General features: G+C 64.1%; 28 protein-coding genes. 8 read left to right on the forward strand and 20 right to left on the reverse strand.

The window, feature by feature from the left end; all coding sequences use genetic code 11:
- Position 1: 1 nt before the first annotated feature.
- The 10 genes from K5R33_RS07625 to aroA form a co-directional block, all read right to left on the reverse strand.
- Positions 2-346: a lipopolysaccharide assembly protein LapA domain-containing protein gene (locus K5R33_RS07625; protein ID WP_220748402.1), complete on the reverse strand. Its 345-nt coding sequence runs from the start codon at positions 344-346 to the stop codon at positions 2-4.
- A 65-nt stretch (positions 347-411) separates the two neighbouring features.
- Positions 412-696 carry an integration host factor subunit beta gene (ihfB, locus tag K5R33_RS07630; protein ID WP_220748403.1) on the reverse strand — a complete coding sequence of 95 codons (285 nt, stop codon included), beginning with the start codon at positions 694-696 and terminating at the stop codon, positions 412-414.
- A gap of 220 nt (positions 697-916) precedes the next feature.
- Positions 917-1,960, reverse strand: a complete 1,044-nt coding sequence (locus tag K5R33_RS07635; protein WP_220748404.1) for a hypothetical protein — start codon at positions 1,958-1,960, stop codon at positions 917-919.
- Between the two features lie 46 nt (positions 1,961-2,006).
- Positions 2,007-3,821: a 30S ribosomal protein S1 gene (gene rpsA / locus K5R33_RS07640; RefSeq protein ID WP_255576245.1), complete on the reverse strand. Its 1,815-nt coding sequence runs from the start codon at positions 3,819-3,821 to the stop codon at positions 2,007-2,009.
- Positions 3,822-3,917: 96 nt separating this feature from the next.
- The gene (locus K5R33_RS07645) at positions 3,918-4,139 is read right to left on the reverse strand and encodes an N-(5'-phosphoribosyl)anthranilate isomerase (protein WP_220748406.1); all 222 of its coding nucleotides are present in this window, start codon (positions 4,137-4,139) and stop codon (positions 3,918-3,920) included.
- A 34-nt stretch (positions 4,140-4,173) separates the two neighbouring features.
- Entirely contained in the window at positions 4,174-4,866 is a 693-nt protein-coding gene (locus K5R33_RS07650) for a dienelactone hydrolase family protein (protein WP_220748407.1), read from the reverse strand.
- Entirely contained in the window at positions 4,863-6,065 is a 1,203-nt protein-coding gene (locus K5R33_RS07655; protein ID WP_220748408.1) for a DUF2130 domain-containing protein, read from the reverse strand. The genes K5R33_RS07650 and K5R33_RS07655 overlap by 4 nt, the downstream gene beginning before the upstream one ends.
- A gap of 39 nt (positions 6,066-6,104) precedes the next feature.
- The gene (locus K5R33_RS07660; protein WP_255576217.1) at positions 6,105-6,704 is read right to left on the reverse strand and encodes a polysaccharide deacetylase family protein; all 600 of its coding nucleotides are present in this window, start codon (positions 6,702-6,704) and stop codon (positions 6,105-6,107) included.
- A 101-nt stretch (positions 6,705-6,805) separates the two neighbouring features.
- Positions 6,806-7,423, reverse strand: coding sequence for a (d)CMP kinase (locus tag K5R33_RS07665; RefSeq protein WP_220748409.1), 618 nt, complete (start codon positions 7,421-7,423; stop codon positions 6,806-6,808).
- 48 nt (positions 7,424-7,471) lie between these two features.
- Positions 7,472-8,818, reverse strand: coding sequence for a 3-phosphoshikimate 1-carboxyvinyltransferase (gene aroA, locus K5R33_RS07670; protein ID WP_220748410.1), 1,347 nt, complete (start codon positions 8,816-8,818; stop codon positions 7,472-7,474).
- A gap of 115 nt (positions 8,819-8,933) precedes the next feature.
- Here aroA and K5R33_RS07675 point away from each other — a divergent pair, with 115 nt between their 5' ends.
- Complete coding sequence (locus K5R33_RS07675; RefSeq protein ID WP_220748411.1) at positions 8,934-9,986, forward strand: MBL fold metallo-hydrolase; 1,053 nt, start codon at positions 8,934-8,936, stop codon at positions 9,984-9,986.
- A 41-nt stretch (positions 9,987-10,027) separates the two neighbouring features.
- Here the strand turns inward: K5R33_RS07675 and trmB are convergent, their stop codons facing one another.
- From trmB to K5R33_RS07695, 4 genes are all read right to left on the reverse strand, one after another.
- Complete coding sequence (gene trmB / locus K5R33_RS07680) at positions 10,028-10,717, reverse strand: tRNA (guanine(46)-N(7))-methyltransferase TrmB (protein ID WP_220748412.1); 690 nt, start codon at positions 10,715-10,717, stop codon at positions 10,028-10,030.
- 188 nt (positions 10,718-10,905) lie between these two features.
- On the reverse strand, positions 10,906-11,970 hold the full coding sequence (locus K5R33_RS07685; protein ID WP_220748413.1) for a 5-(carboxyamino)imidazole ribonucleotide synthase: 1,065 nt from the start codon (positions 11,968-11,970) through the stop codon (positions 10,906-10,908).
- 64 nt (positions 11,971-12,034) lie between these two features.
- Positions 12,035-12,520: a 5-(carboxyamino)imidazole ribonucleotide mutase gene (purE, locus tag K5R33_RS07690; RefSeq protein ID WP_220748414.1), complete on the reverse strand. Its 486-nt coding sequence runs from the start codon at positions 12,518-12,520 to the stop codon at positions 12,035-12,037.
- A gap of 13 nt (positions 12,521-12,533) precedes the next feature.
- Positions 12,534-12,755, reverse strand: coding sequence for a YdcH family protein (locus K5R33_RS07695; RefSeq protein ID WP_220748415.1), 222 nt, complete (start codon positions 12,753-12,755; stop codon positions 12,534-12,536).
- A gap of 186 nt (positions 12,756-12,941) precedes the next feature.
- On the opposite strand from K5R33_RS07695, the gene K5R33_RS07700 reads away from it, so the two are divergent.
- The gene (locus K5R33_RS07700) at positions 12,942-13,385 is read left to right on the forward strand and encodes an Hsp20 family protein (protein ID WP_220748416.1); all 444 of its coding nucleotides are present in this window, start codon (positions 12,942-12,944) and stop codon (positions 13,383-13,385) included.
- Entirely contained in the window at positions 13,382-13,615 is a 234-nt protein-coding gene (locus K5R33_RS07705) for a DUF1150 family protein (RefSeq protein WP_220748417.1), read from the forward strand. Before K5R33_RS07700 ends, K5R33_RS07705 begins: the two co-directional genes overlap by 4 nt.
- 26 nt (positions 13,616-13,641) lie before the next feature.
- Here the strand turns inward: K5R33_RS07705 and K5R33_RS07710 are convergent, their stop codons facing one another.
- From K5R33_RS07710 to trxB, 4 genes are all read right to left on the reverse strand, one after another.
- Complete coding sequence (locus K5R33_RS07710) at positions 13,642-14,010, reverse strand: response regulator (protein WP_220748418.1); 369 nt, start codon at positions 14,008-14,010, stop codon at positions 13,642-13,644.
- A 211-nt stretch (positions 14,011-14,221) separates the two neighbouring features.
- Complete coding sequence (locus K5R33_RS07715) at positions 14,222-16,297, reverse strand: bifunctional sulfate adenylyltransferase/adenylylsulfate kinase (RefSeq protein ID WP_220748419.1); 2,076 nt, start codon at positions 16,295-16,297, stop codon at positions 14,222-14,224.
- 146 nt (positions 16,298-16,443) lie between these two features.
- Entirely contained in the window at positions 16,444-16,866 is a 423-nt protein-coding gene (locus K5R33_RS07720) for a hypothetical protein (protein WP_220748420.1), read from the reverse strand.
- A gap of 35 nt (positions 16,867-16,901) precedes the next feature.
- A complete protein-coding gene (gene trxB, locus K5R33_RS07725) occupies positions 16,902-17,915 on the reverse strand; it encodes a thioredoxin-disulfide reductase (protein WP_220748421.1) in 1,014 nt (337 codons plus the stop codon).
- A gap of 195 nt (positions 17,916-18,110) precedes the next feature.
- Between trxB and K5R33_RS07730 the strand changes: the two genes are divergently transcribed.
- Positions 18,111-18,611 carry an Lrp/AsnC family transcriptional regulator gene (locus tag K5R33_RS07730; protein WP_220748422.1) on the forward strand — a complete coding sequence of 167 codons (501 nt, stop codon included), beginning with the start codon at positions 18,111-18,113 and terminating at the stop codon, positions 18,609-18,611.
- Positions 18,612-18,622: 11 nt separating this feature from the next.
- Here the strand turns inward: K5R33_RS07730 and K5R33_RS07735 are convergent, their stop codons facing one another.
- Complete coding sequence (locus K5R33_RS07735; protein ID WP_220748423.1) at positions 18,623-19,390, reverse strand: metallophosphoesterase family protein; 768 nt, start codon at positions 19,388-19,390, stop codon at positions 18,623-18,625.
- A gap of 85 nt (positions 19,391-19,475) precedes the next feature.
- Positions 19,476-20,396 carry a manganese-dependent inorganic pyrophosphatase gene (locus K5R33_RS07740; protein ID WP_220748424.1) on the reverse strand — a complete coding sequence of 307 codons (921 nt, stop codon included), beginning with the start codon at positions 20,394-20,396 and terminating at the stop codon, positions 19,476-19,478.
- A 148-nt stretch (positions 20,397-20,544) separates the two neighbouring features.
- Here K5R33_RS07740 and K5R33_RS07745 point away from each other — a divergent pair, with 148 nt between their 5' ends.
- The 4 genes from K5R33_RS07745 (at position 20,545) to K5R33_RS07760 (ending at position 23,924) form a co-directional block, all read left to right on the forward strand.
- Positions 20,545-21,207, forward strand: a complete 663-nt coding sequence (locus K5R33_RS07745; RefSeq protein WP_220748425.1) for a DUF2161 domain-containing phosphodiesterase — start codon at positions 20,545-20,547, stop codon at positions 21,205-21,207.
- A 139-nt stretch (positions 21,208-21,346) separates the two neighbouring features.
- Entirely contained in the window at positions 21,347-22,204 is an 858-nt protein-coding gene (locus K5R33_RS07750) for a DMT family transporter (RefSeq protein ID WP_220748426.1), read from the forward strand.
- A gap of 48 nt (positions 22,205-22,252) precedes the next feature.
- Entirely contained in the window at positions 22,253-22,999 is a 747-nt protein-coding gene (locus tag K5R33_RS07755; RefSeq protein WP_220748427.1) for an esterase/lipase family protein, read from the forward strand.
- 148 nt (positions 23,000-23,147) lie between these two features.
- Positions 23,148-23,924, forward strand: a complete 777-nt coding sequence (locus tag K5R33_RS07760; RefSeq protein WP_220748428.1) for a Hint domain-containing protein — start codon at positions 23,148-23,150, stop codon at positions 23,922-23,924.
- Positions 23,925-23,958 lie beyond the last annotated feature (34 nt).

Raw genomic sequence — 23,958 nt, forward strand, 5'->3', positions numbered from 1 at the left:
GTTAGCGGGCGGTTTCCAAGATCGCGAGGACGTCATCCTGCGGCGCGGCAGCCTCGGATTTGGCGAGCTTCTTCTCAAGCTTTTCTTTTGCAGCCCGCTGGGCGTTGGCCTCTGCGCGGTGCTTGTGTTCCCGCAGCCATTCCCAAGTAAACCCGACCATCAGACCAAGGCCAACCGACAGGAAGATCACAACAAACAGCGGCAGGGTGATCACCCAGTCAGCGTCAAACTGAAGCCCAAGGTCCTGCGGCAACAGGCGCAGGGTCACCTCAGACCGATTGGCAAGGGACAGCACAAGCAGAACAATCGCCACCAGGCCGAGGAAGATATATCGTATGAAAGCCATGATCTCGAGTTACCGCCCCCGTTCGCCGCTGTCCAGTGAGCTTGCGCACCACCAAGGTCGCGCGCTCACTCCTTGCCGTTCAGCCGGTCCCGCAGCAGTTTGCCAGCCTTAAAGAACGGCACGTGTTTTTCTTCGACGCTCACGGATTCGCCGGTGCGCGGGTTGCGGCCCACGCGTGCCTCGCGGTGTTTGACGGAAAACGCTCCGAAGCCGCGCAGTTCCACACGGTTCCCGGCGGCCAGGGCTTCTACGATCTCGTCAAAGATCGTATTCACGATTTTCTCGACATCCCGTTGGTAAAGGTGCGGGTTCTCCTCCGCGACCTTCTGTATCAATTCCGAACGGATCATCTTTCCCCTCTCCTGCCTTTCGCGCGACTTCTCGGCGGACACTCTTTGCAGGTCTTTTTGTCGTATAGACTCTTTCTTACACTTCGGAAATGGCCCAGGACCGGTCAGCCCCTTAGAAAGTGGGTCTAACCCCATCAAAGTACGAGACGCGTGGCCGAAATAGCATCATCTGAGCGGTCTCGTGGCACTTACGGACGGTCGCGAGGCCGATTTGAGTGTCTCAACCCGCCTTCGCGCGCCGGTGACCGCGCACCACGTGGCGGCAAATCGAGTCGATTTCCCGCCGATCATCTGCAGACATCTGCGCCAACAGGGCCTTAGGATCCGTGATTGCCTGGGCGTAGTCGCTCCGGAGCGGGGCGCGGGGCACGACCACCCCCGGCCCCAAGAGATCAACCAGGGCGGCGCGGTCTTGCGCCATCTCATCCCAGATCGCGCAGGCGGTCCCATAGCCGAACAGCTTGTAGGCCGGAACAACGTCGGGTCGGTCTCGGTACAGGCCAGAGATCTTTGCCGCGATGTGAGCCGATATCACCACGTCGTGCCCCAGCTGTTGCTGCGCGCACTCTTTGAGGTACCAAACCGCCACGAGCGACCGAAGCGTTGGTGCCGTATTGGCCCGCGGCAAATCCGGCACCTGAACCGGAGCGAGACCATGAGCCGCCCAGAAATGTGGCACGAGACCAGCGGTCAGGCGGTCGTAATCGGTGACCACAATACTCGATGCACCAAAGCAGACCACCCAGCTTCGATAGATCGTCGCATGCTCAAAAGTCGGACGTTCCCAATCGTCCTGCAACCAACCGAGGAGAATGTCCAAGTCTGGGTCGAACGTGATCCGCCCGAACTTAGCCCGTTGCAGATATGAGCTGTGCAGCCGTCCATCATGCCGGCGTAGGCATAGGTGTATTTGGACGTGATGCCCTTCCAAGATGCGGGCCAGGTCCGCAACCTCATCGGCGGACAGCTTCGCGAAAGCTTCGCTGGACAGAACAACGCACCCTTCTGTCTCTTCAAGCTCAGACCAAAGCGCATCCCAGCCGCCATGTTCCGGTTTGAAAGCTCCCCGCGCCTTCAGATGGTCCGATAGGGCGTAGGCCAAATTGTGGTGTGCGCCGCCCCCGAAGCGCCCCGTATCCGGATAGACCCAATCGGCACCATCGGTATTTGCAGCGCGGAGGCCCGCTGCAAACTGGTCGTCCCAGTCTTGGTCGTCCCGATATGAAGAATGAACTGGCGCGCCAAGGTTCTCTCCTACGAACAAAAATGGGCCCCGCAGGGCCCATCTTCTTAGTCGATCAGATCTTGGATCACTCGTCGCCCTTGAGCGCGGCGCCCAAGATATCGCCGAGCGACGCACCGGAGTCGGAGGAGCCATACTGCTGCACGGCCTCTTTCTCTTCGGCGATCTCACGTGCTTTAATCGACAGACCCAAGCGACGCGACTTAGCATCCACGTTGGTGACGCGCACGTCCAGCTTGTCGCCAACGCCAAAGCGCTCGGGGCGCTGGTCTTGACGGTCGCGGGCCAGGTCGGAGCGGCGAATGAAGGACTTCATGCCCTCGTACTCGACTTCGATGCCACCATCTTCGATCTTGGTGACCTCAACGGTGATGATCGAGCCGCGCTTCACGCCGCCGATGGCTTCAGCATAGGGGTCGCCGTCAGCCGCCTTGATGGACAAGCTGATGCGCTCCTTGTCGGTGTCGACCTCGGACACGACCGCCTTGACGATGTCGCCTTTGCGGTAGTCGCCGATGACGTCCTCGCCACGGCCTTCCCAGGTCAGATCCGACAGGTGGACCATGCCGTCGATGTCGCCGGGCAGACCCACGAACAGACCGAATTCGGTGATGTTCTTGACCTCGCCCTCGACCTGCGTGCCCTCGGGGTGCGTCTCGGCAAAGACTTCCCACGGGTTGCGCATGGTCTGCTTGAGACCCAGCGACACGCGGCGCTTGGCGGTGTCGATCTCCAGGACCATGACCTCAACCTCTTGCGAGGTGGACACGATCTTGCCCGGATGGACGTTCTTCTTCGTCCAGGACATTTCGGAGACGTGGACCAGGCCTTCGACGCCAGCTTCCAGCTCCACGAAGGCACCGTAGTCGGTGATATTCGTGACGCGGCCCTGGTGCACCGAATCCAGCGGATACTTGGCGATGACCGTGTCCCACGGATCGTCCTGGAGCTGCTTCATGCCCAGGCTGATGCGGTGCGTGTCTTTGTTGATCTTGATGACCTGGACCTTGACGGTCTCGCCGATCGACAGGATCTCGCGCGGGTCGTTGACGCGGCGCCAGGCCATGTCGGTGACGTGCAGCAAGCCGTCAACGCCACCCAGGTCGACGAAGGCGCCGTACTCGGTGATGTTCTTGACGACGCCGTCGACGGTCTGACCTTCGGCCAGGTTGCCGATGACCTCGGCACGCTGCTCGGCACGGCTCTCCTCCAGGATGGCGCGGCGCGAGACAACGATGTTGCCGCGGCGACGGTCCATCTTCAGGATCTGGAACGGCTGCTTGAGGCCCATCAAGGGACCCGCGTCGCGCACGGGGCGCACGTCAACCTGAGAGCCGGGCAGGAAGGCCACAGCACCGCCGAGGTCGACCGTGAAGCCACCCTTGACGCGGCCGAAGATGGCGCCCTCGACGCGCTCTTCCTTGCCATAGGCTTCTTCCAGGCGGTCCCATGCGGCCTCACGGCGGGCCATTTCGCGCGAGATGACAGCTTCGCCGCGGGCGTTTTCGACGTTGCGGAGGTAGACTTCGACCTCATCGCCAACTTCGATCTCGGGGGCTTCGCCGGGATTCGCGAATTCTTTGAGTTCGACACGGCCTTCCATCTTATAGCCGACGTCGATGATGGCTTGGCCCGCCTCGATGGCGATGACCTTACCCTTGACGACCGACCCTTCGGTGGGCGTGTCGATTTCGAGGCTTTCGTTCAGGAGGGCCTCGAACTCCTCCATGGATGCATTTTGAGCCATGTGGCTGTGTGTTTCCTTTGGTTCGGTTTGACTGGCCGTGCGGTTGTCTCCGCCGGTCTTAGATTGGTCGGGTGAAAGCGAAAGCGATCCGGTCGAATCCGGAAATGCAGCGCGCTGTCGGGTGACGCGCGCCATATGACGGAATTGCGCGTGGTTTGCAACGGGCGGCGTCGCGGGTCCACCCGCGACCGAGCGCCGGTCCACCGGCGCTCCGCCAGCGTCCCACGGGCACTACCGAATCCGGCGGACGGGCTCCCGGTTGCAGAACACTACAAACTGTCCGCCATTCTCCAAACACTGAAACCCGCGCCGGTCCAACTCCATCAGAAAGCGGTCCCGCCCCACGAGGCGGTCCACGTCCCGCACGGCGCGATGGAACACACCGCCCTTAGCGACCTTGCCGGTGGAAAACATTCGGCCCAACACCCGTTCCGGATCTAAATGCGTTTGCATCCCCAGTTCCTGCCACCCGATGGTAAAGGCCCGGTTAACCCCGCAAATGCTCCGCCAAGAACCGCTCCGTCGCAGCCCAGGCCCTTTGGGCGGATCGCGCAGCGTAGTCCGCGTTCGGTTGCCCGTCTGCCTGCGATCCCGGATTGGTAAAGGCATGACCGGTGCCGCCAGAGGTGAGCGCATGCCAGTCATCACAATGGGCGTCCAACTCCCGCGTCATCTCTGCGAACTGCTCTGGCGTGGCCAGCGGATCATCCCACCCGTGGCACAGCAGGACAGGCGGCATCCTGTAATTGGGCGTGCCCGGCGGGTCGTAGAGCCCATGGAGGGACGCAACCGCATCCGCACCGCCCGACCGTGCCAAATCGAGCACGGCCTTGCCGCCCAAAGAAAACCCAAACGCGCCGACGCGACGCGGACCCCCCCGAACCTCGGCCTCTACCGCTTGCATCCGGGCGCAGAACGTCGCGCGGTCCGCCTGAACCTCTTGCAGCCGTGCCCAAGCTGCCTCTGCCCGATCGGTCCACCATCCGTCACCGTAGTAATCCACGGCCAAAACCTCATAGTCACGGGCGGCCCAAGCCTCCGCCTGGGCCATCTCAAAATCCCGCAAGCCCGCAAAGGCGGGCGCGATCAGAAGACCCGCACCGTTAGGTATCTTCGGACGGGCGCGATAGCCGACCAGGGTATCCGCGCCCGACCGATAGGCATAGGCAGCCCCCATCATGCGCCGTCCAAAAGGTCCGGCTCAAACGCCTCGATTTGAGCGACCGCACCGCCAGCGATCCCACGGATGTCGCCATACATCCCGGCCATGGCAATCTGTGCCTTTTCCAGCTGCTTCTCCCGCGCGGCCCATTGGGCGGTCATGTGCCGCTTTTCCTTGGCCAGGGCCTCCTCCAGGGCGCGGAATGGCTCGACCGCTGCCTCTAAGCGCGCGCGGAACCGACCATCCGTCAGGTAATCATAGAGCATTTCGGTCTTGGTCGCCTGCCCCTCTCGCACACCGCGGGCCTCGGCCACGCGCATCAGACCATCGCGCAGCACATGGGCCAGGGGAACCGCATAGCGCGGCGCCGCGACCCAAACGCCATCGAGATGGGCAAAGGTTTCGACCCCGTCGGGCCGCACGTCCGACACAAGGACGCAGAGATCAGCCCCCGCCGCACGCATGTCATCGCGGAGTTTCGGCAGCCATGCCGCCGACCAATTGGCCGTACGCTTTGATTCCCACAGGATGGTGCCCGCCATGCCGACTCGCAAAAGGCAATCGGCGCCGCGAATGCCCTTGGGCACCTCTTCGACGGAATCCATGGGAAAGGCGCGGGCCAAGTGGTGCTCCAGGACGACTTCCGCCGCCTCGCCCTGTTGTTGTTGGCTGCCCTGTTCAAGCTTTCTTTGGAGCACCTCTATCTGACGGGTGAGGCCCAGCAATTTCTGGTCCTTCTCTGCCAGGATCAACTGCGCTTTTTCCTGTTCCGCCGCCAATCGTTCTGCGGCAAGCGCCTCAGCTTGGACGCGCAGTTTCTGGCGCGCAGCCTCCGTCTGTGCGGCGACTTGCTTTTGAATCGTCAGGTCCATTTCCCGTTCCCGCTCGGCGAGGAGCGCTTCCCGTGCCAGAGCGGCGGCCTGGGCCTTTTGCGCTTCGGCCAGCTTGGCCTCCTGGGCCTTGGCGCGGGATTGGAGGGCCGCAACCTCCGCCTCGCGGGCCTGCGCGGCCTCTTGGATTTCGGCCAAGCGCGCGGCCTGGGCGGCTTCGGCGGCCTGGGTCGCTGCGGCTTCGATTGCCGCCTTCTGGTCGGCAAGCGCGGCCTGCTGGCGGGCCGCAGCCTCCCGCCGGGTCTGGGCAAGTAGGGGTCCCGCCAACGATTCGGTCAGCGCGATTTCAGCAGAACAAGAGGGGCAGGTGATTTTCGGATCGGTCATGGCGCGACCGTGCCCCGACGGCCTTCCCGCTTCAACCAATCAGATGTCGCGGCCCTGGCGTTGCAGGCGCTCCAACAACTCCCGCTGGGCTTTTTGACTGTCGCCGCGCCCAAATTGCCCGGCGCCCGACGAAAACAGCGTTCCATAGCTGAGCGCCGTGTTCACCGTCTGACCGATGCCCGACACCAGTTGATCGTCTCGCAAGGGAGAGAGCGGATGGATGAAGACGGCCCAAACGCGCCCCTCTGCCACGGCATAGCGTGCGTCCAGAGCGCTGTCGAAATTGGCCTGCATCATTCGCGTCAGGTCCTCGGGTTTCAGCCCTTCTGCGGAGCGGATAGGGACCATGGCCCGCATCCGGTCGGCGGTCGGATCGGTAATGACCAGGACGGGAACATCCTCCACCGTCATCCGAAAGGCTCCGCCTGCACGTTCCAACGCAGGATCCAGCCGCGTCAGGACGGTCTCCATGCGGGTCAGGGTCATATCGACCACGGGCGGTGCGTCCTGCGCCCCAGCGGGCGCAGCGAGCAGCTGACACGCCAGAAGAAGCGCCGCCGCACATGCCCAGACGGAGCGCCGGGATCGGACCAGAGATGCCCCTTGGAAACTCCGGGTGATCGGGGATTTGGACAACATGGGCGCACCTCTTGGCTGTTGCGCCAAAGGCTAGGAGCCAACCTGTACTGAGGGAAACCACAAAACGGTGAGGTGACAGGCGCCACCCGGCGGCAACCGCCTTATGATGACGGTGCGCGCACCTTGTCGACCACGGCAATGGCGGACGCGACGGCCTCGGCGATGGACATGTCGGAAGTGTCGAGGATTGTCGCATCCGGCGCGGCCACAAGGGGCGCGTCCGCGCGGCACATGTCACGGGCATCGCGGGCCAGCACATCCTCTAGCACCTGGGCCTGGGTCACCGCCATCCCCTTGCCAGACAGCTCCGCAAAGCGCCGTTCCGCGCGAACCTCTGGGGCCGCTGTCACATAGAACTTCACCTCGGCATCGGGGCAAATCACGGTGCAAATGTCGCGTCCATCCAGAACTGCACCCTGGGGCAGCGCGCAAAAGCTCCGCTGAAACGCCACCAGGGCCTCCCGCAACGCAGGGTCCGTCGCCACACGGCTTGCGGCGGCGGCGATCTCGGGTGTGCGCAGGTCCGGTCGCTCCAAATCGTTGGGGGTCAATGTCCGCGCGGCGGCGATGGGGTCTTCACCGGCCTGAACGCGTGCGCCAACGGCCCGGTACAGCAAACCCGTATCGAGGTGCTGAAACCCGAAGTGGTCGGCAACGGCCCGACTGATCGTGCCCTTGCCCGCCGCTGCCGGCCCGTCGATTGCCACGACAAATCCCATCTCGGTGCCTCTCTGTTGTTCGCCAACCCGGTGGCTGGCGCTCCGGTCTCAGTCGGCGACGCTGTCGAACTGCGCGCCCAGCGATCCCATCAGATCCTCAAAGATCGGAAAGGACGTGGCAATCGGACCGGCGTCGTCAACGGTAATGGCCTCGGCCGACGCCATACCCGCCACCAGGAAGGACATGGCGATGCGGTGGTCGAGATGAATCGCAACCGTCGCCCCACCGCGCAGACCACCGGGGCCGCGGCCATCGACCTCCCACCAATCGTCGCCGTCGCGGACGTCGATCCCGCAAGCGCGCAGACCCGTGGCCATGGCATCGATGCGATCACATTCCTTCACGCGCAATTCGGCGACACCGCGCATGACGGTGGTTCCTTCGGCTTGGGAGGCAACCACCGAGAGGATCGGATATTCGTCGATCATGGAGGCGGCGCGCTCCGGCGGCACCTCGATCCCCCGCAAGTTGGGCGAGAAGCGCGCACGCAGGTCGGCCACCGGCTCCCCGCCCTCTTCGCGCGGGTTTTCATAGGTCAGATCGGCGCCCATATCGCGCAGGGTCTCAAACAGACCCGCGCGGGTGGGGTTCAGGCCAATGTTGGGCACAAGCACGTCGGAGCCTGGGACGATCAGCGCCGCGCAGACGGGAAAAGCCGCCGAGGATGGATCCCGGGGCACGACGATCGCCTGTGGTCGGAGGGTCGGCTGCCCCTGCAGAGTGATAACCCGGCCCTCGGCCGTTTGCTCGACCGAGACCTCGGCACCGAACCCCGTGAGCATCCGCTCACTATGGTCCCGGGTCGCCTCCCGCTCGATCACGACCGTCTCGCCCGGGGCGTTCAGGCCCGCCAGCAAGACCGCCGATTTCACCTGGGCGGAAGGAACGGGCGTCGCGTAGCGCACAGGCACCGGCTCAGAGGCCCCGACGACCGTCATGGGCAAGCGCCCGCCGGAGCGGCCATAGGCCTGCGCCCCGAACAGCGCCAAAGGGTCCGTGACCCGCGCCATGGGCCGCTTCCGCAGCGAGGCATCCCCGGTGTAAGTCACGGAAAACCCATGGGTTGCCGCCGCGCCCATCAAGAGGCGCACGCCGGTGCCAGAATTGCCGCAGTCGATCAGATCTTCCGGTTCCATCAGCCCACCGACGCCGACACCCTGCACGACCCAGGTATCGCCCTGCTTGTCGACCTGGGCGCCGAAGGCGCGCATGGCCCGCCCGGTGTCCAAAACGTCCTGGCCTTCGAGCAAGCCGGTGACGCGCGTCTCACCCTCTGCCATCGCCCCCAAGATCAAGGCCCGGTGGGAAATCGACTTGTCGCCCGGCACGTTGGCCTCACCCCGGAGGGGCCCGGCGGCGCGGGCGGTCAGGGGGCGGCTGGGTCCATGGCTCATGGCGGTCTCCTCGGCGTATCGCGGCCACGGCCTAGCCCCCGCCCGCCGCTGCGTCCAGACCCAACCGCTGCCTTCCCCCTGGGCGCGGCAGTGCAACCACCCTATGTGGCGTGGAATGAAACGCAGACGCTTCCTATCCATTGCCGGTCTGACGGGCCTTTTGGGCGCCGCTGCCTGTGCCATTCAACGCACCGGATCCGCAAACCCCTATTACTCCGGCCCGCCGTCCGACCATTTCGACGGAACCCGCTTTTTCAACCCAGGGGGCACCGACCCCAAGGGGTTTGGCGATCTGCTGAAATGGCAACTGGGCGGGGACCGCGCCGATTGGCCCGATAGCGTCGGCATCACCCAAACGGCCCCCAGCGAGCGGGTCTCGGACCTCCAAGTGACGATGATCGGGCACGCCAGCGTGCTGATCCAAGTCGCTGGTCTGAATCTCTTGACGGACCCCGTCTGGTCCCAGCGTGCCAGCCCCTTTTCGTTCGCGGGTCCAGCCAGGGTAACCGCCCCAGGGGTGGCCTTTGACGCCTTGCCGCCCATCGATGCCGTCCTGATCAGCCACAACCACTACGACCATCTTGACGTGGCGACCCTGCGCCGGCTGCACGACCGCTTTGCGATGCCCGTCCTGACGCCCTTGGGCAACGACGCCCTGTTGCGCGATGAGATCCCTGGCATCGACGCACGCGCAGGCGATTGGGGCGAGGTTCTGGAGCTACCAGACCTGCGGGTGAGGCTGTTGCCCTGCCACCACTGGTCGGCGCGGGGCACGCGGGACCGGTCCATGGCGCTTTGGGCATCTTTTGTTTTGGAGACGCCAGCCGGAAAGATCCTGCACATCGGTGACACGGGCTACGACCAGGGCCGCCCCTACACCGCCGCCGCTGCCCACGGTCCCTACCGCTTGGCAATCTTGCCCATCGGCGCCTATGCCCCCCGCTGGTTCATGCGTGATCAGCACCAGAACCCAGAGGAGGCCGTGGCCGGGTTGATCGCCAGCGGCGCCAAATGGGGCCTGGCCCACCATTGGGGGACGTTTCAATTGACGAACGAAGCGCGGGACGAACCGCCCGCGCGCCTCTCTGCCGCGCTGGCCGCCGAAGATCTACCCCTCGACGTGTTCCGCGCCCTGCCCCCCGGTGCCACCTGGAACGTGCCGCGGTGATCGGAAGACCGTCCAGCAAGACTATTCGTTGAATAGTCTGCTCAGCCGTTTCGCGTAAACGTGACGTAGTTCGGCGCGCGCCGCTCGCGCAGCGCCTTGGCCTCATACCGGGTGCGCGTCCAATCCGCCCAAGGCGTCGCTATATCGTGGTCCACGCGGGTGAAGCCCGCCCGCGGCACTTCTTCGAGGGTCTGGCGTACGTAATCCTCGATATCCGTGGCCACCCGGAAAATAGCGCCGGGCTTCAAGCACCGAGCCAATGGCTCCAGATGTTCTGGCGTCACAAACCGGCGACGGTGGTGGCGTGCCTTTGGCCAGGGGTCGGGGTAGAGCAAAAACGCCCGCGACAGGGAGCTGGGCGGTAGAACGTCGAACAGATCCCTGGCATCGCCGGGATGAATGCGCAGGTTCGTGGCCCCCGATTGCCGAAGCTTACCCAGCAACATCGCCACACCGTTGATGTAGGGTTCTGCCCCGATGATCCCCACGTCTGGGTTGCAGACGGCCTGGTGGATCAGATGCTCGCCCCCGCCGAAGCCTACCTCCAACCAGACATCGCGTCCGCCAAAGAGCCGGTCGAGGTCCAGGGGCAGGCGCTCGGGGTTTTCTTCCCAACTCACGGGACCTGGGGACAGAGCGGCCAGATCCTCGCTCATATAGCGCTCATGGGACGCTTTGAGCTGCTTGCCCTTTCGGCGGCCATAGAAGTTGCGATGGGGTCTATCGGTCATGGCGGCTGCGTTACCGACAATCGCCGCCAGGGTGAAGTCAGAACCGGCATCGTTTGATGATCGTGGGTGTTGGGGGCGAGATACGGGTACGAAGGCGCTCGGGGCCGCTGGAGCGCGACTGCATATTTGGGGAACATCGAAATGGGCGCACGAGGTGATACGACCGGTTCGCGCGCGGGGAGACGTCGCTAGCGCACGATGCGGTTCGCATGCCCCATCTTACGGCCAGCGCGGACCTCGGACTTGCCGTAGAGATGCACCTGGGTGTCCGGCGCGCGCAGCAGGTCGGGCAGGCGATCCACGTCGTCGCCGATCAGGTTCTCCATCACGACATCGGCGATGCGCCGCCCGTCGCCCAGGGGGAGGCCTACGACCGCGCGAATATGTTGTTCGAACTGATCAACGGCGCATCCGGCCTGTGTCCAGTGACCGGAATTATGCACGCGGGGGGCGATCTCATTGACCACCAAACCCGCGTCGGTCACGAACAACTCGACGCCGAGCACGCCCACATAGTCCAGGGCATTGGCAATGCGACCAGCCAGCAGCGCGGCGTCCGTGCGTTGGGCCGCCGAAAGGGCGGCGGGCACGGTGGTTGTTCGCAGGATGCCGCCGCTGTGGACGTTTTCTCCCGGATCGAAACAGACTGTTTCGCCGTCCTGGCCACGGGCCACGATCACCGAGACTTCGCGCGAAAACGGCACGACGCCTTCGAGGATCGCGTCTGCACCGGACATGGCGTCAAACGCCGCCCCAGCGCTGGCGCTATCATCGATGCGGACCTGTCCCTTGCCATCGTAGCCGAGCCGCCGGGTCTTGAGGATTGCCGGTGTCCCCAGATCGACGAGGGCGGCCACCAAGGCCCCCGCGTCGGGGACATCGCGATAGGGAGCGACGGTCAAGCCAATGGATTCGAGGAACGTCTTTTCGGTTAGTCGGTCTTGGCTGACGCTGAGTGCCTGGCGCCCGGGTCGAATGGACTGGCTGACATCGAGCAGATCAAGGGTCGTCGCTGGGATGTTCTCAAACTCGTAGGTGATGACATCGACCGCGCCAGCGAAGGCGGCGAGAGCTGCGCCATCGCCATAGTCGGCCTTGGTCCAGGCGGTCGCGACCTGGGCCGCGGGTGCGTCACCTGGCTCATAGATATGGGTGTGATAGCCCAGGCGCGCCGCAGCCATGGCGAGCATGCGCCCCAGCTGCCCTCCGCCGAGAATGCCGATGGTGGACCCTGTGGGAAGCGGTGCGATCATGGAAAACCTCAGAGGATAATTGCGGCGCCAAGGACACCGGGGAACGACGATCGGGACGACGCGTTCAGTCTGGGCGGTCTGGGATCGAGGCAGAGAGGGCCGCGCGCCAGTCGTCGAGCCGTTTGGCAAGCGCCGCGTCACCGTTGGCCAGGATCGCCGCCGCCATCAACCCGGCGTTGGCGGCCCCGGCCGCGCCGATGGCCATGGTTGCCACCGGAAAGCCGCGCGGCATTTGGACAATGGAGTAAAGGCTGTCCACGCCCGACAACGCCTTAGTCTGGACCGGCACACCGATCACCGGCACACGGGTTTTGGAGGCCATCATCCCAGGCAAATGCGCCGCGCCACCGGCCCCCGCGATGATCGCCTTCAAGCCACGATCAACCGCGCTGCGCCCATAGTCCCAGAGACGGTCGGGCGTGCGGTGGGCCGAGACGATGGCCGTCTCATAGGGGACGTCCAGGGCCTCCAGGATATCCGCCGCCTCGCGCATGGTCGGCCAGTCGGACGTGGAGCCCATGATGATGCCCACGGGTGGTGTCTGGGTCATTTCGAAACCCCTGCTAAGCGATGATATCTGGGGTCAACTCATCCTCAATCCGGGCGATCCGGTCCTTGAGCAGGAGTTTTTGCTTTTTCAACCGTTTCACAGCCAGCATGTCCGGGTTGCGGCTTTCTTCGATTGCGCTGATGGCGGTGTCCAAGTCGCGGTGGTCTTGCCGCAGGACTTCCAGCCGGACGCGCAGCATGTCCTGCTGGGTCATCTCCTGCGGGGGCTGGGTCATGGGGCGGCCTTGGATCGTGAACGCGTGGCTTCCCTAACACTCGCCAACGCGGTTTCAAAGGGTTTGCGAACACCGTCGCCGCCAGGGCCCTTGCGCCCGACCCGTGCGCTCCCCATTTTTGTATCTGAGAAACGGTGCCGCTTTTGGGCCGTGACCTTTCGGATCGCTTCAAGAAGGACCCGACACATGAGCAAACTTGGCTTTGGCACTCACCCTTATCTGCTCGGCTTTGATGAGTTGGAGCGTCTGGTCGAACGCACGGCGCGCACCGGAAACGAAGGGTATCCTCCGTATAACATCGAACAAACCGGCGCGTCCGGGTTTCGGATCACCCTCGCCGTCGCAGGCTTCGCCGAACAGGACCTGTCGATCACCCTAGAGGATCGGCAACTGGTTATTCGCGGGAAATCCCACGATGACAGTGATCGGGTCTACCTGCATCGCGGGATCGCCTCGCGGCAATTCCAGCGTGCGTTTGTCTTGGCCGATGGCGTCGAAGTCGCTGGGGCTTCGATGGAAAACGGCCTTCTGCACGTCGATTTGAACCGATCCACCCCGGAAAACGTTGTTCAAACGATCCGTATTTCGAGCGGCCCCGGTCGCCCCGACCCTAAAGGAGACAGCCAATGATCCGCGCCGCGTCCGACCCAACCGCCAAGTTTCCGTCCCTCGTCTATGTCCGCAAGGTCGCCACCGAGGACCTGCCGGAACGGGTGCAGGAAGAAGCAGAGCTAAATGATCTCGATGCGATTTATGCGGTCTGTCGGCCCGATGGAGAGCAGGTTGCCTTGGCCAGCGACCGCCGGACGGCCTTCGCCCTCGCGCGGGAGAATTCTTTGACACCGGTTAGCGTTCACTAACCCCAAGGGCGCCCAATGCGGCGCCCTTAGTGCAGTTTGCGCCGCTTCACCGCCTGCAGGGCCGTCACGATCATGTGGTCGTAGGTCGGTTTGACGAGAACGGGAATGTCATCGCCGTAACGGGCCTTGATGGTCTCGGGACCACACCGCCCGGTGTGAAACACGACCGACGTCCCGGCCTTGATCAGACGGTCTGCGACGGGAAAGACCAAGTCATCGTCCAGTTCCACGTCAAGGATCGCGGCATCGATACCCTTGTCGATAAGCGTCATCGCCTCTTCGACGGTGCTGCACTTGCCTGCGACGGCGGCGCCCATTTCCTCGACAATCATCGACAGATCCATCGCGACGAGCGCTTCATCCTCGACGATCAAAATGTTCAGGTCCGATAACATTGGGCTGTTCGTCTCCCTTTCGCTCCGGTCTGACGCCGATTTCGGGCGAACCCCGTGCGGCGAGTGAGACCCGTTCTCACTCAACCCATGGTAGGGCCAGAGGGATCCGTTTGGAACGCCACGGGACTGAGGAAGCGCCTTTGCAAAATGGAAAAGGGGGCAGTCCCTGCGAACTGCCCCCTCGAATAGCGTCAACCTTTTCCGGTCGATGTCAGCCGGAGATGAGACCCATGGCCTCAAGCTTCAGAAGCACCTGCTGCGCGCAGCTATCGACTTCCGCGCCTTCGGTATCCACGCGCAATTCGGGGGATGCGGGCTCTTCGTAGGGGTCCGAGATCCCGGTGAATTCCTTGATCTTCCCTTCGCGCGCCAGCTTATAGAGCCCTTTCCGGTCCCGACGCTCACATTCCTCCAGCGAGGTGGCCACATGAACCTCCACGAAGGCGCCGTAATCCTCGATCATCTCCCGAGCGGCGCGGCGCGTGGCCGTGTAGGGCGCAATCGGCGCACAGATGGCGATGCCGCCGTTCTTGGTGATCTCGCTGGCTACATAGCCGATGCGGCGAATGTTGATGTCGCGGTGTTCTTTGCTGAAGGTCAGCTCCGACGACAGGTGCTTTCGCACGATGTCCCCATCCAGCAGCGTGACGGGACGGCCGCCCATCTCCATCAGCTTGACCATGATGGCGTTCGCGATGGTGGACTTACCGGAGCCGGACAGACCGGTGAAGAAAACGGTGAACCCTTGCTTGGACCGGGGCGGCGACGTGCGGCGCAACTCCGTCACGACCTCCGGGAAGGAGAACCACTCGGGAATCTCTAGGCCTTCACGCAAGCGGCGGCGCAGTTCCGTGCCCGAGATGTTAAGGATCGTGACGCTGTCGCGGTCTGCGATTTCGTCGTTCGGCTCATACTGGGCCCGCTCCTGCACATAGACCATGTGTTTGAAGTCGACCATCTCGATGCCAATGTCGTCCTGATGGGCGCGGAAGAGCTCCTGGGCGTCATAGGGGCCGTAGAAGTCTTCCCCGGCGGAGTTCTTGCCGGGACCCGCGTGGTCGCGGCCAACAATCATGTGGGTACAGCCATGGTTGCGACGGATGATACCGTGCCACACCGCTTCGCGCGGACCGGCCATGCGCATCGCCAAGTTCAGAAGCGACATGGTCGTGGTCGATGGCTGGTATTTGTCCAGCACCGCCTCATAGCAGCGCACGCGCGTGAAGTGGTCCACATCGCCCGGCTTGGTCATGCCCACAACGGGGTGGATCAGCAGGTTGGCCTGGGCCTCACGCGCGGCGCGGAAGGTCAGTTCCTGGTGGGCACGGTGCAGCGGGTTGCGGGTCTGGAACGCCACAACCCGGCGCCAGCCCATCTTGCGGAAGTAGGCGCGCAGCTCATTCGGCGTATCGCGCCGCGCGCGGAAGTCGTAGTGCATCGGCGGCTGAATGCCGGTGATCGCGCCACCCAGATAGATATCACCTGCCGTGTTGTGCAGGTAGTTGACTGCGGGGTGGGCCAGATCATCGGCGCCAAAGACCATCTCGGCCTCGCGGGCCTTGTTGGGCGTGTATTTCGATGTGATCGACAGAATGGCCAGGATCACCCCTTCCTGGTCGCGCAGGGCGATGTCCTGCCCCTCTTCCACGCCTTTGGCGAAGGCTTCGTTCACGTCCAGGGTGATGGGCATGGGCCATAGCTGACCATCGGCCAAGCGCATGGTCTCAACGACGCTCTCGTAGTCTTCTTTGCCGAGGAAGCCCTTGAGCGGGTTAAAGCCCCCGTTCATCAAAAGCTCCAGATCGCAAATCTGGCGCGGCGTCAGATCCCAGCTGACCAGATCGGCAGCTTCGGTCTTCAGCTTCTGCGCACTCTCATAGCTGACATACAATTCGGGGATGGGAGAAAGATTTGTGTTCATCAGTTTTGCCCTGAACTTTAGGGGAGCAAGACCGGAGTTCGTTCCAGTCAGCTCTTCGTGGAGCGCGTCATATTCCGCAAGTTTCCGCGCAAGAAAGATGTCGGTGAGCCGGTTCTTTTCCGACGCGCCGCGTGGGGTGAGAACATACGAAAAGCGCTGGCGCCGGTCTGGCCCCTGGCGCGTATCGACCTTGATGAGCCCCGCTTCCGTCGCTGCACGCAGGAGCGTGTTCAGCCGTCCGAGGGACACGCCCACGGCGGCGGCAATGGCGCGCTGGGTCGCCGCAGGTGCCAGATCGAGCTGCCGAAGCATGCGGAAGAGGGTCTCATCCCCTTCGGTCATGTCTGTTTCGGATGCACGGGCCATTGCGGTCGACTCAAAGTTTGTTCACGGGTGAACGCGTATCGCAAGATAACTGTTCACGGAAGAACAAACTTTGAGAGACATGAAATGGTCATACTCCCGCTGGGGAAACCAATGACCTTTCGCGGGTCGCCTAGAGTGTCGCCCTGTCAGAAATAAGGCGCGAAACACGCCAGTTGGTTCGGGTCCGCCGATGTACGCCCATCCACAACGGCCTTCGCCGCCACTGCGCGAGCGTCGCTAGGGTTCCGGGCCAGCGTGGCATCAATCGGGCCAACCGACCCCGTTCTAATCGCATCTACCAAAGGCCCGTCGCGCACCGGATCGGGATCGGGGCAAACGCCGGACCCAGCCGCAATGGCCGCCGGTGCCCGCCCACCCCCGGTTGGAGCGGGCGCCCCGCAGGCAGCCAACACAAAGGGAACAACGGCAAGCAACGTCAGCAGGCGCATGGGGGTCTCCAATAGGACAAGATCGCCCCCACCCTGCCCGGCCCCACGGCGCACCTCAAGCGGAAGGGCCACGTCCCGCGACCGCGCGATGACAGCACACCAAAGGAAGGACGCCGCCAACCGAAAGACTCCGACAAGACGGCGGATGGAAGACCCTATTCGGCGGGCTCGTCCACCGGCGCACCATAGCCCAGCGGTGCAGTCTGGTCCTGCTCCGGCCCACCATCCTGTCCGTGCTCAGCCAAGAACCGCTCCGCTTCCAGCGCCGCCATGCAGCCCATGCCCGCGCTGGTGACAGCCTGGCGATAGATGTGGTCGGTCAGGTCGCCGGCCGCGAAAACACCTGGGATGGAGGTGGCCGTCGAATCGGGGGCGGTCTTCACATACCCGCCGTTGTGCAGCTCCAGCCAATCGGCAACCAATCCCGAGGCGGGCGCATGGCCGATCGCCACAAAGAACCCGTGGACGGCAATTTCCCGCGTCTCACCCGTTTCGCGATGCTTGAGCCGCAGACCCTCGACGCCCCGGGGCGTGTCCGCGCCCAGGACCTCATCGACCTCGTGATCCCAGATCACCTCGACCTTGGGGTTCTTAAACAGCCGGTCCTGGAGGATCTTTTCCGCGCGCAGGCTGTCGCGACGATGGATCAGGGTGACCTTGCTCGCGAAATTCGTCAGGAACAGCGCCTCTTCCACGGCCGTGTTGCCGCCGCCGACCACCGCCACGTCCTTACCCCGGTAAAAGAACCCGTCACAGGTCGCACAGGCCGACACCCCGAACCCCTTGAAATGTTCCTCTGAGGGAAGCCCAAGCCATTTGGCCTGCGCCCCCGTCGCCAGGATCAGCGCATCGGCGGTGTAGGTCTTGCCACTGTCCGACGTCGCCGTGAACGGGCGCTGCGACAGGTCCAGGGATGCGATATGATCGCCGATGATTTCCGTTCCGACGGCGCGGGCGTGCTCTTCCATGCGCACCATCAGGTCGGGCCCCTGAACTTCGGTGTCGCCGGGCCAATTCTCGACCTCAGTGGTGATGGTCAATTGCCCACCCGGCTGGATGCCCTGAATCAAGACCGGCTCCAGCATGGCACGGCTGGCATAGACCGCCGCCGTATAGCCCGCCGGACCGGAGCCGATGATAAGAACCTTCGAATGCTGTGTATCTGACATGGGGGCCACCTCTTGCCTGGACGCTGCATATAGGACCTGTGACCCGCCCGTGAAAACCCCCCGTTCGATTCAGCAGCCTGTCACGTTTTCCTGACAGTTTTTGCGCAATTGAAAAGATATTGCGCGAAATAATCTTGCGCCTACCCTGCGCCCGTGTGAAACAACCCGCACGTCTCATTGCGCTGCGGAACGCCCATGCCCACCACCAAGCTCGACCCCATCGACCGACAAATCCTTGCGGAATTGCAAGCGGACGGGCGTATGACCAATGTCGAATTGGCCCGCCGGGTCGGCATCAGCGCGCCCCCCTGCCTGCGGCGCGTGCGTGCCCTGGAAGAGGCGGGATATATCCAAGGCTATCACGCCGACGTGGATGCGCGGGCCTTGGGATTTGAAGTGCAAGTCTTCGCCATGGTCTCGCTCCACCGCCAGGCTGAGGTCGATCTTTCGGCCTTTGAGGACCGCTGCCGGGCCTGGTCCCTCGTCCGGGAGTGTCACATGTTGAACGGTGAGATCGACTTTATCCTGAAGTGCGTGGCGCCCGATCTGTCGACGTTCCAGTCGTTCCTGACAGGCGACCTCACTGCCGCGGACAATGTGGCCAGCGTCAAGACATCCCTGGTCATCCGGGGGGCCAAAGACATTCCGGGCGTGCCGTTCGACGTCTTGGAAACCCGCCTCGCCCAAGAGGCCTGACCCAAGGGTCATCACGGTCGGTCAGGCATGTACCCCGTCGCCAAGGCATGGGCCCAATCCAGGCGGCCCTGGTCCTGGGCCATCGCGATCATCCGACTGGCGTCATAGGGGACCACCCGCCAGGTCACGTCCCACCCAAACTCGGTTCGATCTAGGATCATGTAGCGCGCATCCGGAGCTCCCGCTTCCATCACATGATACACCGGCACGTCATCGTCGTAGGCGGGCAGCCCGACGCTACCAGGGTTAAGGATGCGGCGCCCGTCGGACAGGATCACCTCTCCGGCCAGGTGCGAGTGACCACACAGCAGCAGTGGCGCGCGCTCGGCACCGGCCAAGGCATCTACCTCAGCCAAAGACCGGGGCCCGACGGTGCCATCCCCTTCGACACGGTGCATCCAATACGTCAGGTCGTCGCCGGGGGTAGCATGGCACGCGAAGATTTCGCCGCCCATCTCGCAATTGCTCGGCAGCGCGCGCAGCCACTCCAAATCGTCCGGGGTCAGTTGATCGTAAGCCGCGCGATCCGATGCGCCCATCTCCTCGGGCGCTTGCTCCACCAGCCACCGGTCATGGTTGCCTCGCAGACAGACACCACCGGTGGACCGCAAGATTGCAGCCGTCTCCCGCGCCGCCAAGGGACCAGAGAACTGGTCCCCGAGGTTCACAATCAAGCCAGCCCCGTGGCTGTCGATATCAGACAGAACCGCCCGCAACGCGTCCGCGTTTCCATGAATGTCGGCGAGGACGGCAATGCGGCTGGGCAGGTCGAGATCCATACCTCAGTCAAGACTGGGCCGCGCCCCTGGGTCAAGGGACGACGGGCCGGAAGGGGACGGCGGGGCACATGGCCCCGCGCCACCATCACAGTTTGAGCGCGGGGATGATCTGCTTCTTACGGCTCACGATACCCGGCAGGACAACGTCATCGCCGGAGACCTCGGCGCCAAAGCTCTTCTCAGCGACCGTCTTCACCAGATCGTTGGGGACCAACAGCGTGGCCTCTTCGTTCAGGATGTCGACAACGAACAGCAGGACCTGGGCCACGCCATCTTCGGACGCGACAGTCGGCATCGCCTCCATCAGCGCGGCCTTACGGTCGAGGACGGTCGCGGGCGAGGTCGTCTCCAGGACCGACACGCGGAAGGCGGTGCCCTCCACGGCGTATTCCTTGGAATCCATCCGCAGCAACTCCGCTTCGGAGAAGGCCGAGACGTCGGATTTGGCGGCAAACATGGCCTCGGCCAGCTCCGGGATGGACACGCCCAGGTCCTCGGCGAGGCGCTCCGCCACGGCCCGGTCGTGGTCCGTCGTGGTGGGGGAGCGGAACTCCAACGTATCGGACAGGATGCAGGTCAGCATGGCGCCCTTGATGCCATCGGGTGCCGCCGACAGGCTCTGGCCCATCATATCGGCCATGATCGTCGCGGTGCAGGCCAGCGGACGGATCGTGATGTCGATCGGGCCTTTGGTTTCCAGACCACCGGTCAGCTTGTGGTGGTCGATGATCTGCTGGACGTCGGCGTTGGCGATATTGTCGGGCAGTTCGGCAGGATTGTTGGTGTCCACGACCACGCAGGCCTGGCCGTCGGTGACGTCGGCCACGATCTCGGGCATGTCGAGCCCCCAGCGCTCCACCATAAAAGCGGCTTCGGTGTTCGCCGTGCCCAGCAGGACCGGCTTGGCCGGTGTGCCCACGACCTCCGACAGGTACCACGCCCAGGCGATGGGGCTGCCGGTGGAATCGGTGTCAGGGGATTTGTGGCCAAAAACAAGCGTCGTCATGGGGGTCGTCCATTCTGCAATAAGGTCGCGGCGGCCATAGCGCGCCGACCCGGGAATGTCACCTGCCCGAGGAGCGCACCCCCGGCAATGCTGCATTGCAGCAACGGCGCCCCTTGCGCGGGCCATGCGGCGCCGTAGTCTGCAGACCATGCGCGAAACCGATCTCTATCCGCCCATCAAGGCCTTTCTTGTGAACCAAGGCTACGAGGTGAAGGGCGAAATCGGGGCAGCCGATGTGGTTGCCTGTCGGGGCGACGACCCGCCCGTGATCGTCGAGTTGAAGACGGGCTTCTCGCTCACGCTCATCCACCAGGGTATCGACCGGCAGGCTGTCACGCCCCATGTCTATCTGGCGGTCCCCGATGGACAGGGACGGCGGGCCTATGCGGCGCTGAAGGCTAACCTGAAACTGGCCCGTCGTTTGGGACTGGGGGTTCTCACTGTGCGCCCCGACACCGGCGCCGTGACCGTTCACTGTGACCCCGGTCCGTTTCAGCCCCGCCTGCTGCGCAAACCGAAGGAGCGGTTGCTGCGTGAATTTGCGGCGCGACGGGGCGACCCGGCACAGGGGGGTGCGACCCGGGATGGGTTGATGACGGCTTACCGGCAAGACGCCCTCGCCCTTGCGCAGCATCTGGCGGAACATGGGGCCTGCAAAGGATCCCACGCCCGCGATGCCACGGGCGTGACACGGGCCACCCAAATCATGCGCGACAACCACTACGGCTGGTTTGAGCGGGTCAGACCCGGGGTCTACGCAGTCACACACCTCGGCCACGCGGCCGCGCAACAGACGAAGACACCGGCTTAGGAACCACCGGGCCGGGCGCACCGCCCCCTGCCCGGCGCGGCACACGCGCGGCACCTGCTCCCTGATACTGCGATCACAGTTGCGCGGACGGGGCGGATGGCACCTCGACAAGGGCGCGCGGCCCCGTCAGTCAGTCGCCATGCGTTTGATAGCCCTCTCCGCCCTCGCCATGTGTTTCCTCGCCGCCAATTCCCTTTTGACCCGGGCAGGCGTGTTGGACGGCATGGACCCATTGGCCTTCGCCGCGATCCGTGTGGGCGCGGGCGCCTTGGTCCTGGCCATCCTGGCCGCGCGGAGGGGCATGACATGGACGGGCCCCCGCCGTTGGGGAGCCGCCCTGGCCCTCGTGACCTACCTCATCGGGTTCAGCCTGGCGTATCGAACGCTGGACGCCGGGGTCGGCGCGCTCATCCTGTTTGCCACGGTGCAACTGGGCCTCTTTGCAATCGGACTGGCGCGGGGAGAGGGCACGTCCGTCAAACAGGTCGCCGGTATGGGCGTGGCGTTGGGCGGTCTCGCATGGCTACTTTGGCCTGGGGCGGCAGTCACAATCGACCCCATTGATGCGGCTCTGATGATCGTCGCCGGGCTCGGCTGGGCCTTCTATACACTCGCCGGGCGGTTTGAGCCGCGCCCCCTTGCGGGGACCGCCAGCAACTTTCTGTTGGCTGCCGGGCTCTTCACCCTTGCCCTGCCCATCTGGATCGGGGCGGCCATCACGCCCTTCGGCTTTGCCATGGCCATAGTGTCCGGCGCCATCGCCTCTGGCCTGGGCTATGCGATGCTGTTCCGCGTTCTGCCCAGCATGGGCAGCGCGACCGCTGGCCTTGCCCAACTGTCGGTGCCGGTGATCGCCATCGCGGCGGGCGCCGCGATCTTGGCGGAGGTCCCCTCCGCCCGGAGCCTGGCCGCAGCGGTGCTCGTCCTCGCGGGGATCGCGCTGGCGACGCTTCCCTGGCCATCCAGGCGCAAGCCGTTGGACGCGCCACGATCCTGACGCGATGTCCTGGATGGGCCTCACCGGCCAGGCACGATAGGGTGCGATATGCGTTGGATCCTTCCCATTGTATTGATCGCCAAGGCGACGTTTGCAGCCGCTGCACCCCCAGCTGACTGTGTGGTGCTGCTCCATGGTTTGGCACGGACAGAGGTTTCGTTTCTTGTGATGGAGGAGGCCCTGGCCGCCGAAGGCTATGCCACTGTCAACAGCGACTACGACAGCACCGCTGCACCGATCGAGACGCTGGCCGCAACCGCCGTGCCAGAGGCCATCGCGGCGTGCCCTGTGGATGCACCTAAGATCCACGTGGTGACGCACTCCATGGGCGGCATCCTCATGCGGCAGTGGATGGCCAACGCGCCGCCGCCCGACCTCCTGGCGCGCCTAGGTCGGACTGTGATGCTGGCACCGCCAAACCAAGGGTCTGAACTGGTGAACACCCTAGCTGGCCTCGCCCCGTTCGACTGGATCAACGGCCCAGCGGGCGCGCAGCTTGGGACGGACGGGTTGCCCAGCCGGTTGGGACCCGTCTGGCCCGGCGTTGGCATCATAGCCGGGGATCGCAGCCTCAATCCGGTCTATTCGCGGCTGCTACCGGGTCCCGACGACGGCAAGGTCTCCGTCGCGTCGACCCGGGTGGACGGGATGGACGCCCACCTGACACTGCCCTTGACCCATACCTTTCTGATGAACAGCCCCCTCGTGGTCGGTCAGGTGCTGACATTCCTTCGCCAGGGGCGTTTCGACCCCGATCTGGACATGATCGACGTGCTTGGAGATCTGGCCGATTGATCGGACCCGGACGGTTCGGCGCGTTTTCCGCAACCCGCTAATACTGCCCAGAAACCGATTGTTTCGTTCAGAGACGTTGATCGGATTGCATCAGACGCGCGATATTCGAGCTAGCGGTGGGGGCCGCAACTGCCAGGACATCTGCGACATGACCGCGTATCAGCGTCTGCCCTCTGCCTCTTTCCGGTCCGCTCTCGACCCAATGGTCGAAACCCACGAAGGCCGTTTCGGCACCCCCCAACGGGAAACAGCGGCCTACGACCTGGCTTGGATCAATGACCGTGGCTCAGCGATTTGGGATACGCGGCGCCTGCCGGACACTCCCGAAATCGAGGGCGTTGTGTCCTGTTTGGCCCGCGGCGCCATGCTGCAGAGCCCACGGGGCCCGATTGCCGTTGAAGACCTTATTCCAGGGGACCGCGTGATGACCGCCGGGGGCGGGTCGACGCAAATCGATTGGATCGGAGCGCGCAGCTATCCAAGCATTTCGGACAGGCGCCCGCTGTTTTACCGGGTCGCGGCCCGTGCCTTTGGGGGCCAGGGACCGAAGGCGGACACCTTGCTGGGCGCGCACGCCCAGATCCTGATCGACAGCGACCGCTGCAAACCCCTCGTGGGCGCGCGGCAGGCCTTCGCCCCGCTCGCCGCTTTCGAAGACGGGATGAACGTGGTCGCGGTGCAGCCCCCGGGCGAAGTCGCCGTCTACGGGATCGCCTGCTCCGGCCAGGAAGCGGTCCTGGTCTCGGGCATGGCGGTCGAGACCTATCATCCGGCCCGGACCATCACCAACAGCCTGACCCGCGTAGTCCTCTCGGACATGGCGCGGCTGTTTCCCCATTTGACCCATGGGGCGGGCTTTGGTGCCCCGCGCATTCCTTATCTGAGCCTGTCCGAAGCCCAAGGGCTGTCGATGTACGGGCTCTGACCGGTCGCGCGACGACTGGTCGGCTGGGTCAGGG

The sequence above is a fragment of the Jannaschia pagri genome (assembly GCF_019655435.1).
Taxonomy (GTDB): domain Bacteria; phylum Pseudomonadota; class Alphaproteobacteria; order Rhodobacterales; family Rhodobacteraceae; genus Jannaschia; species Jannaschia pagri.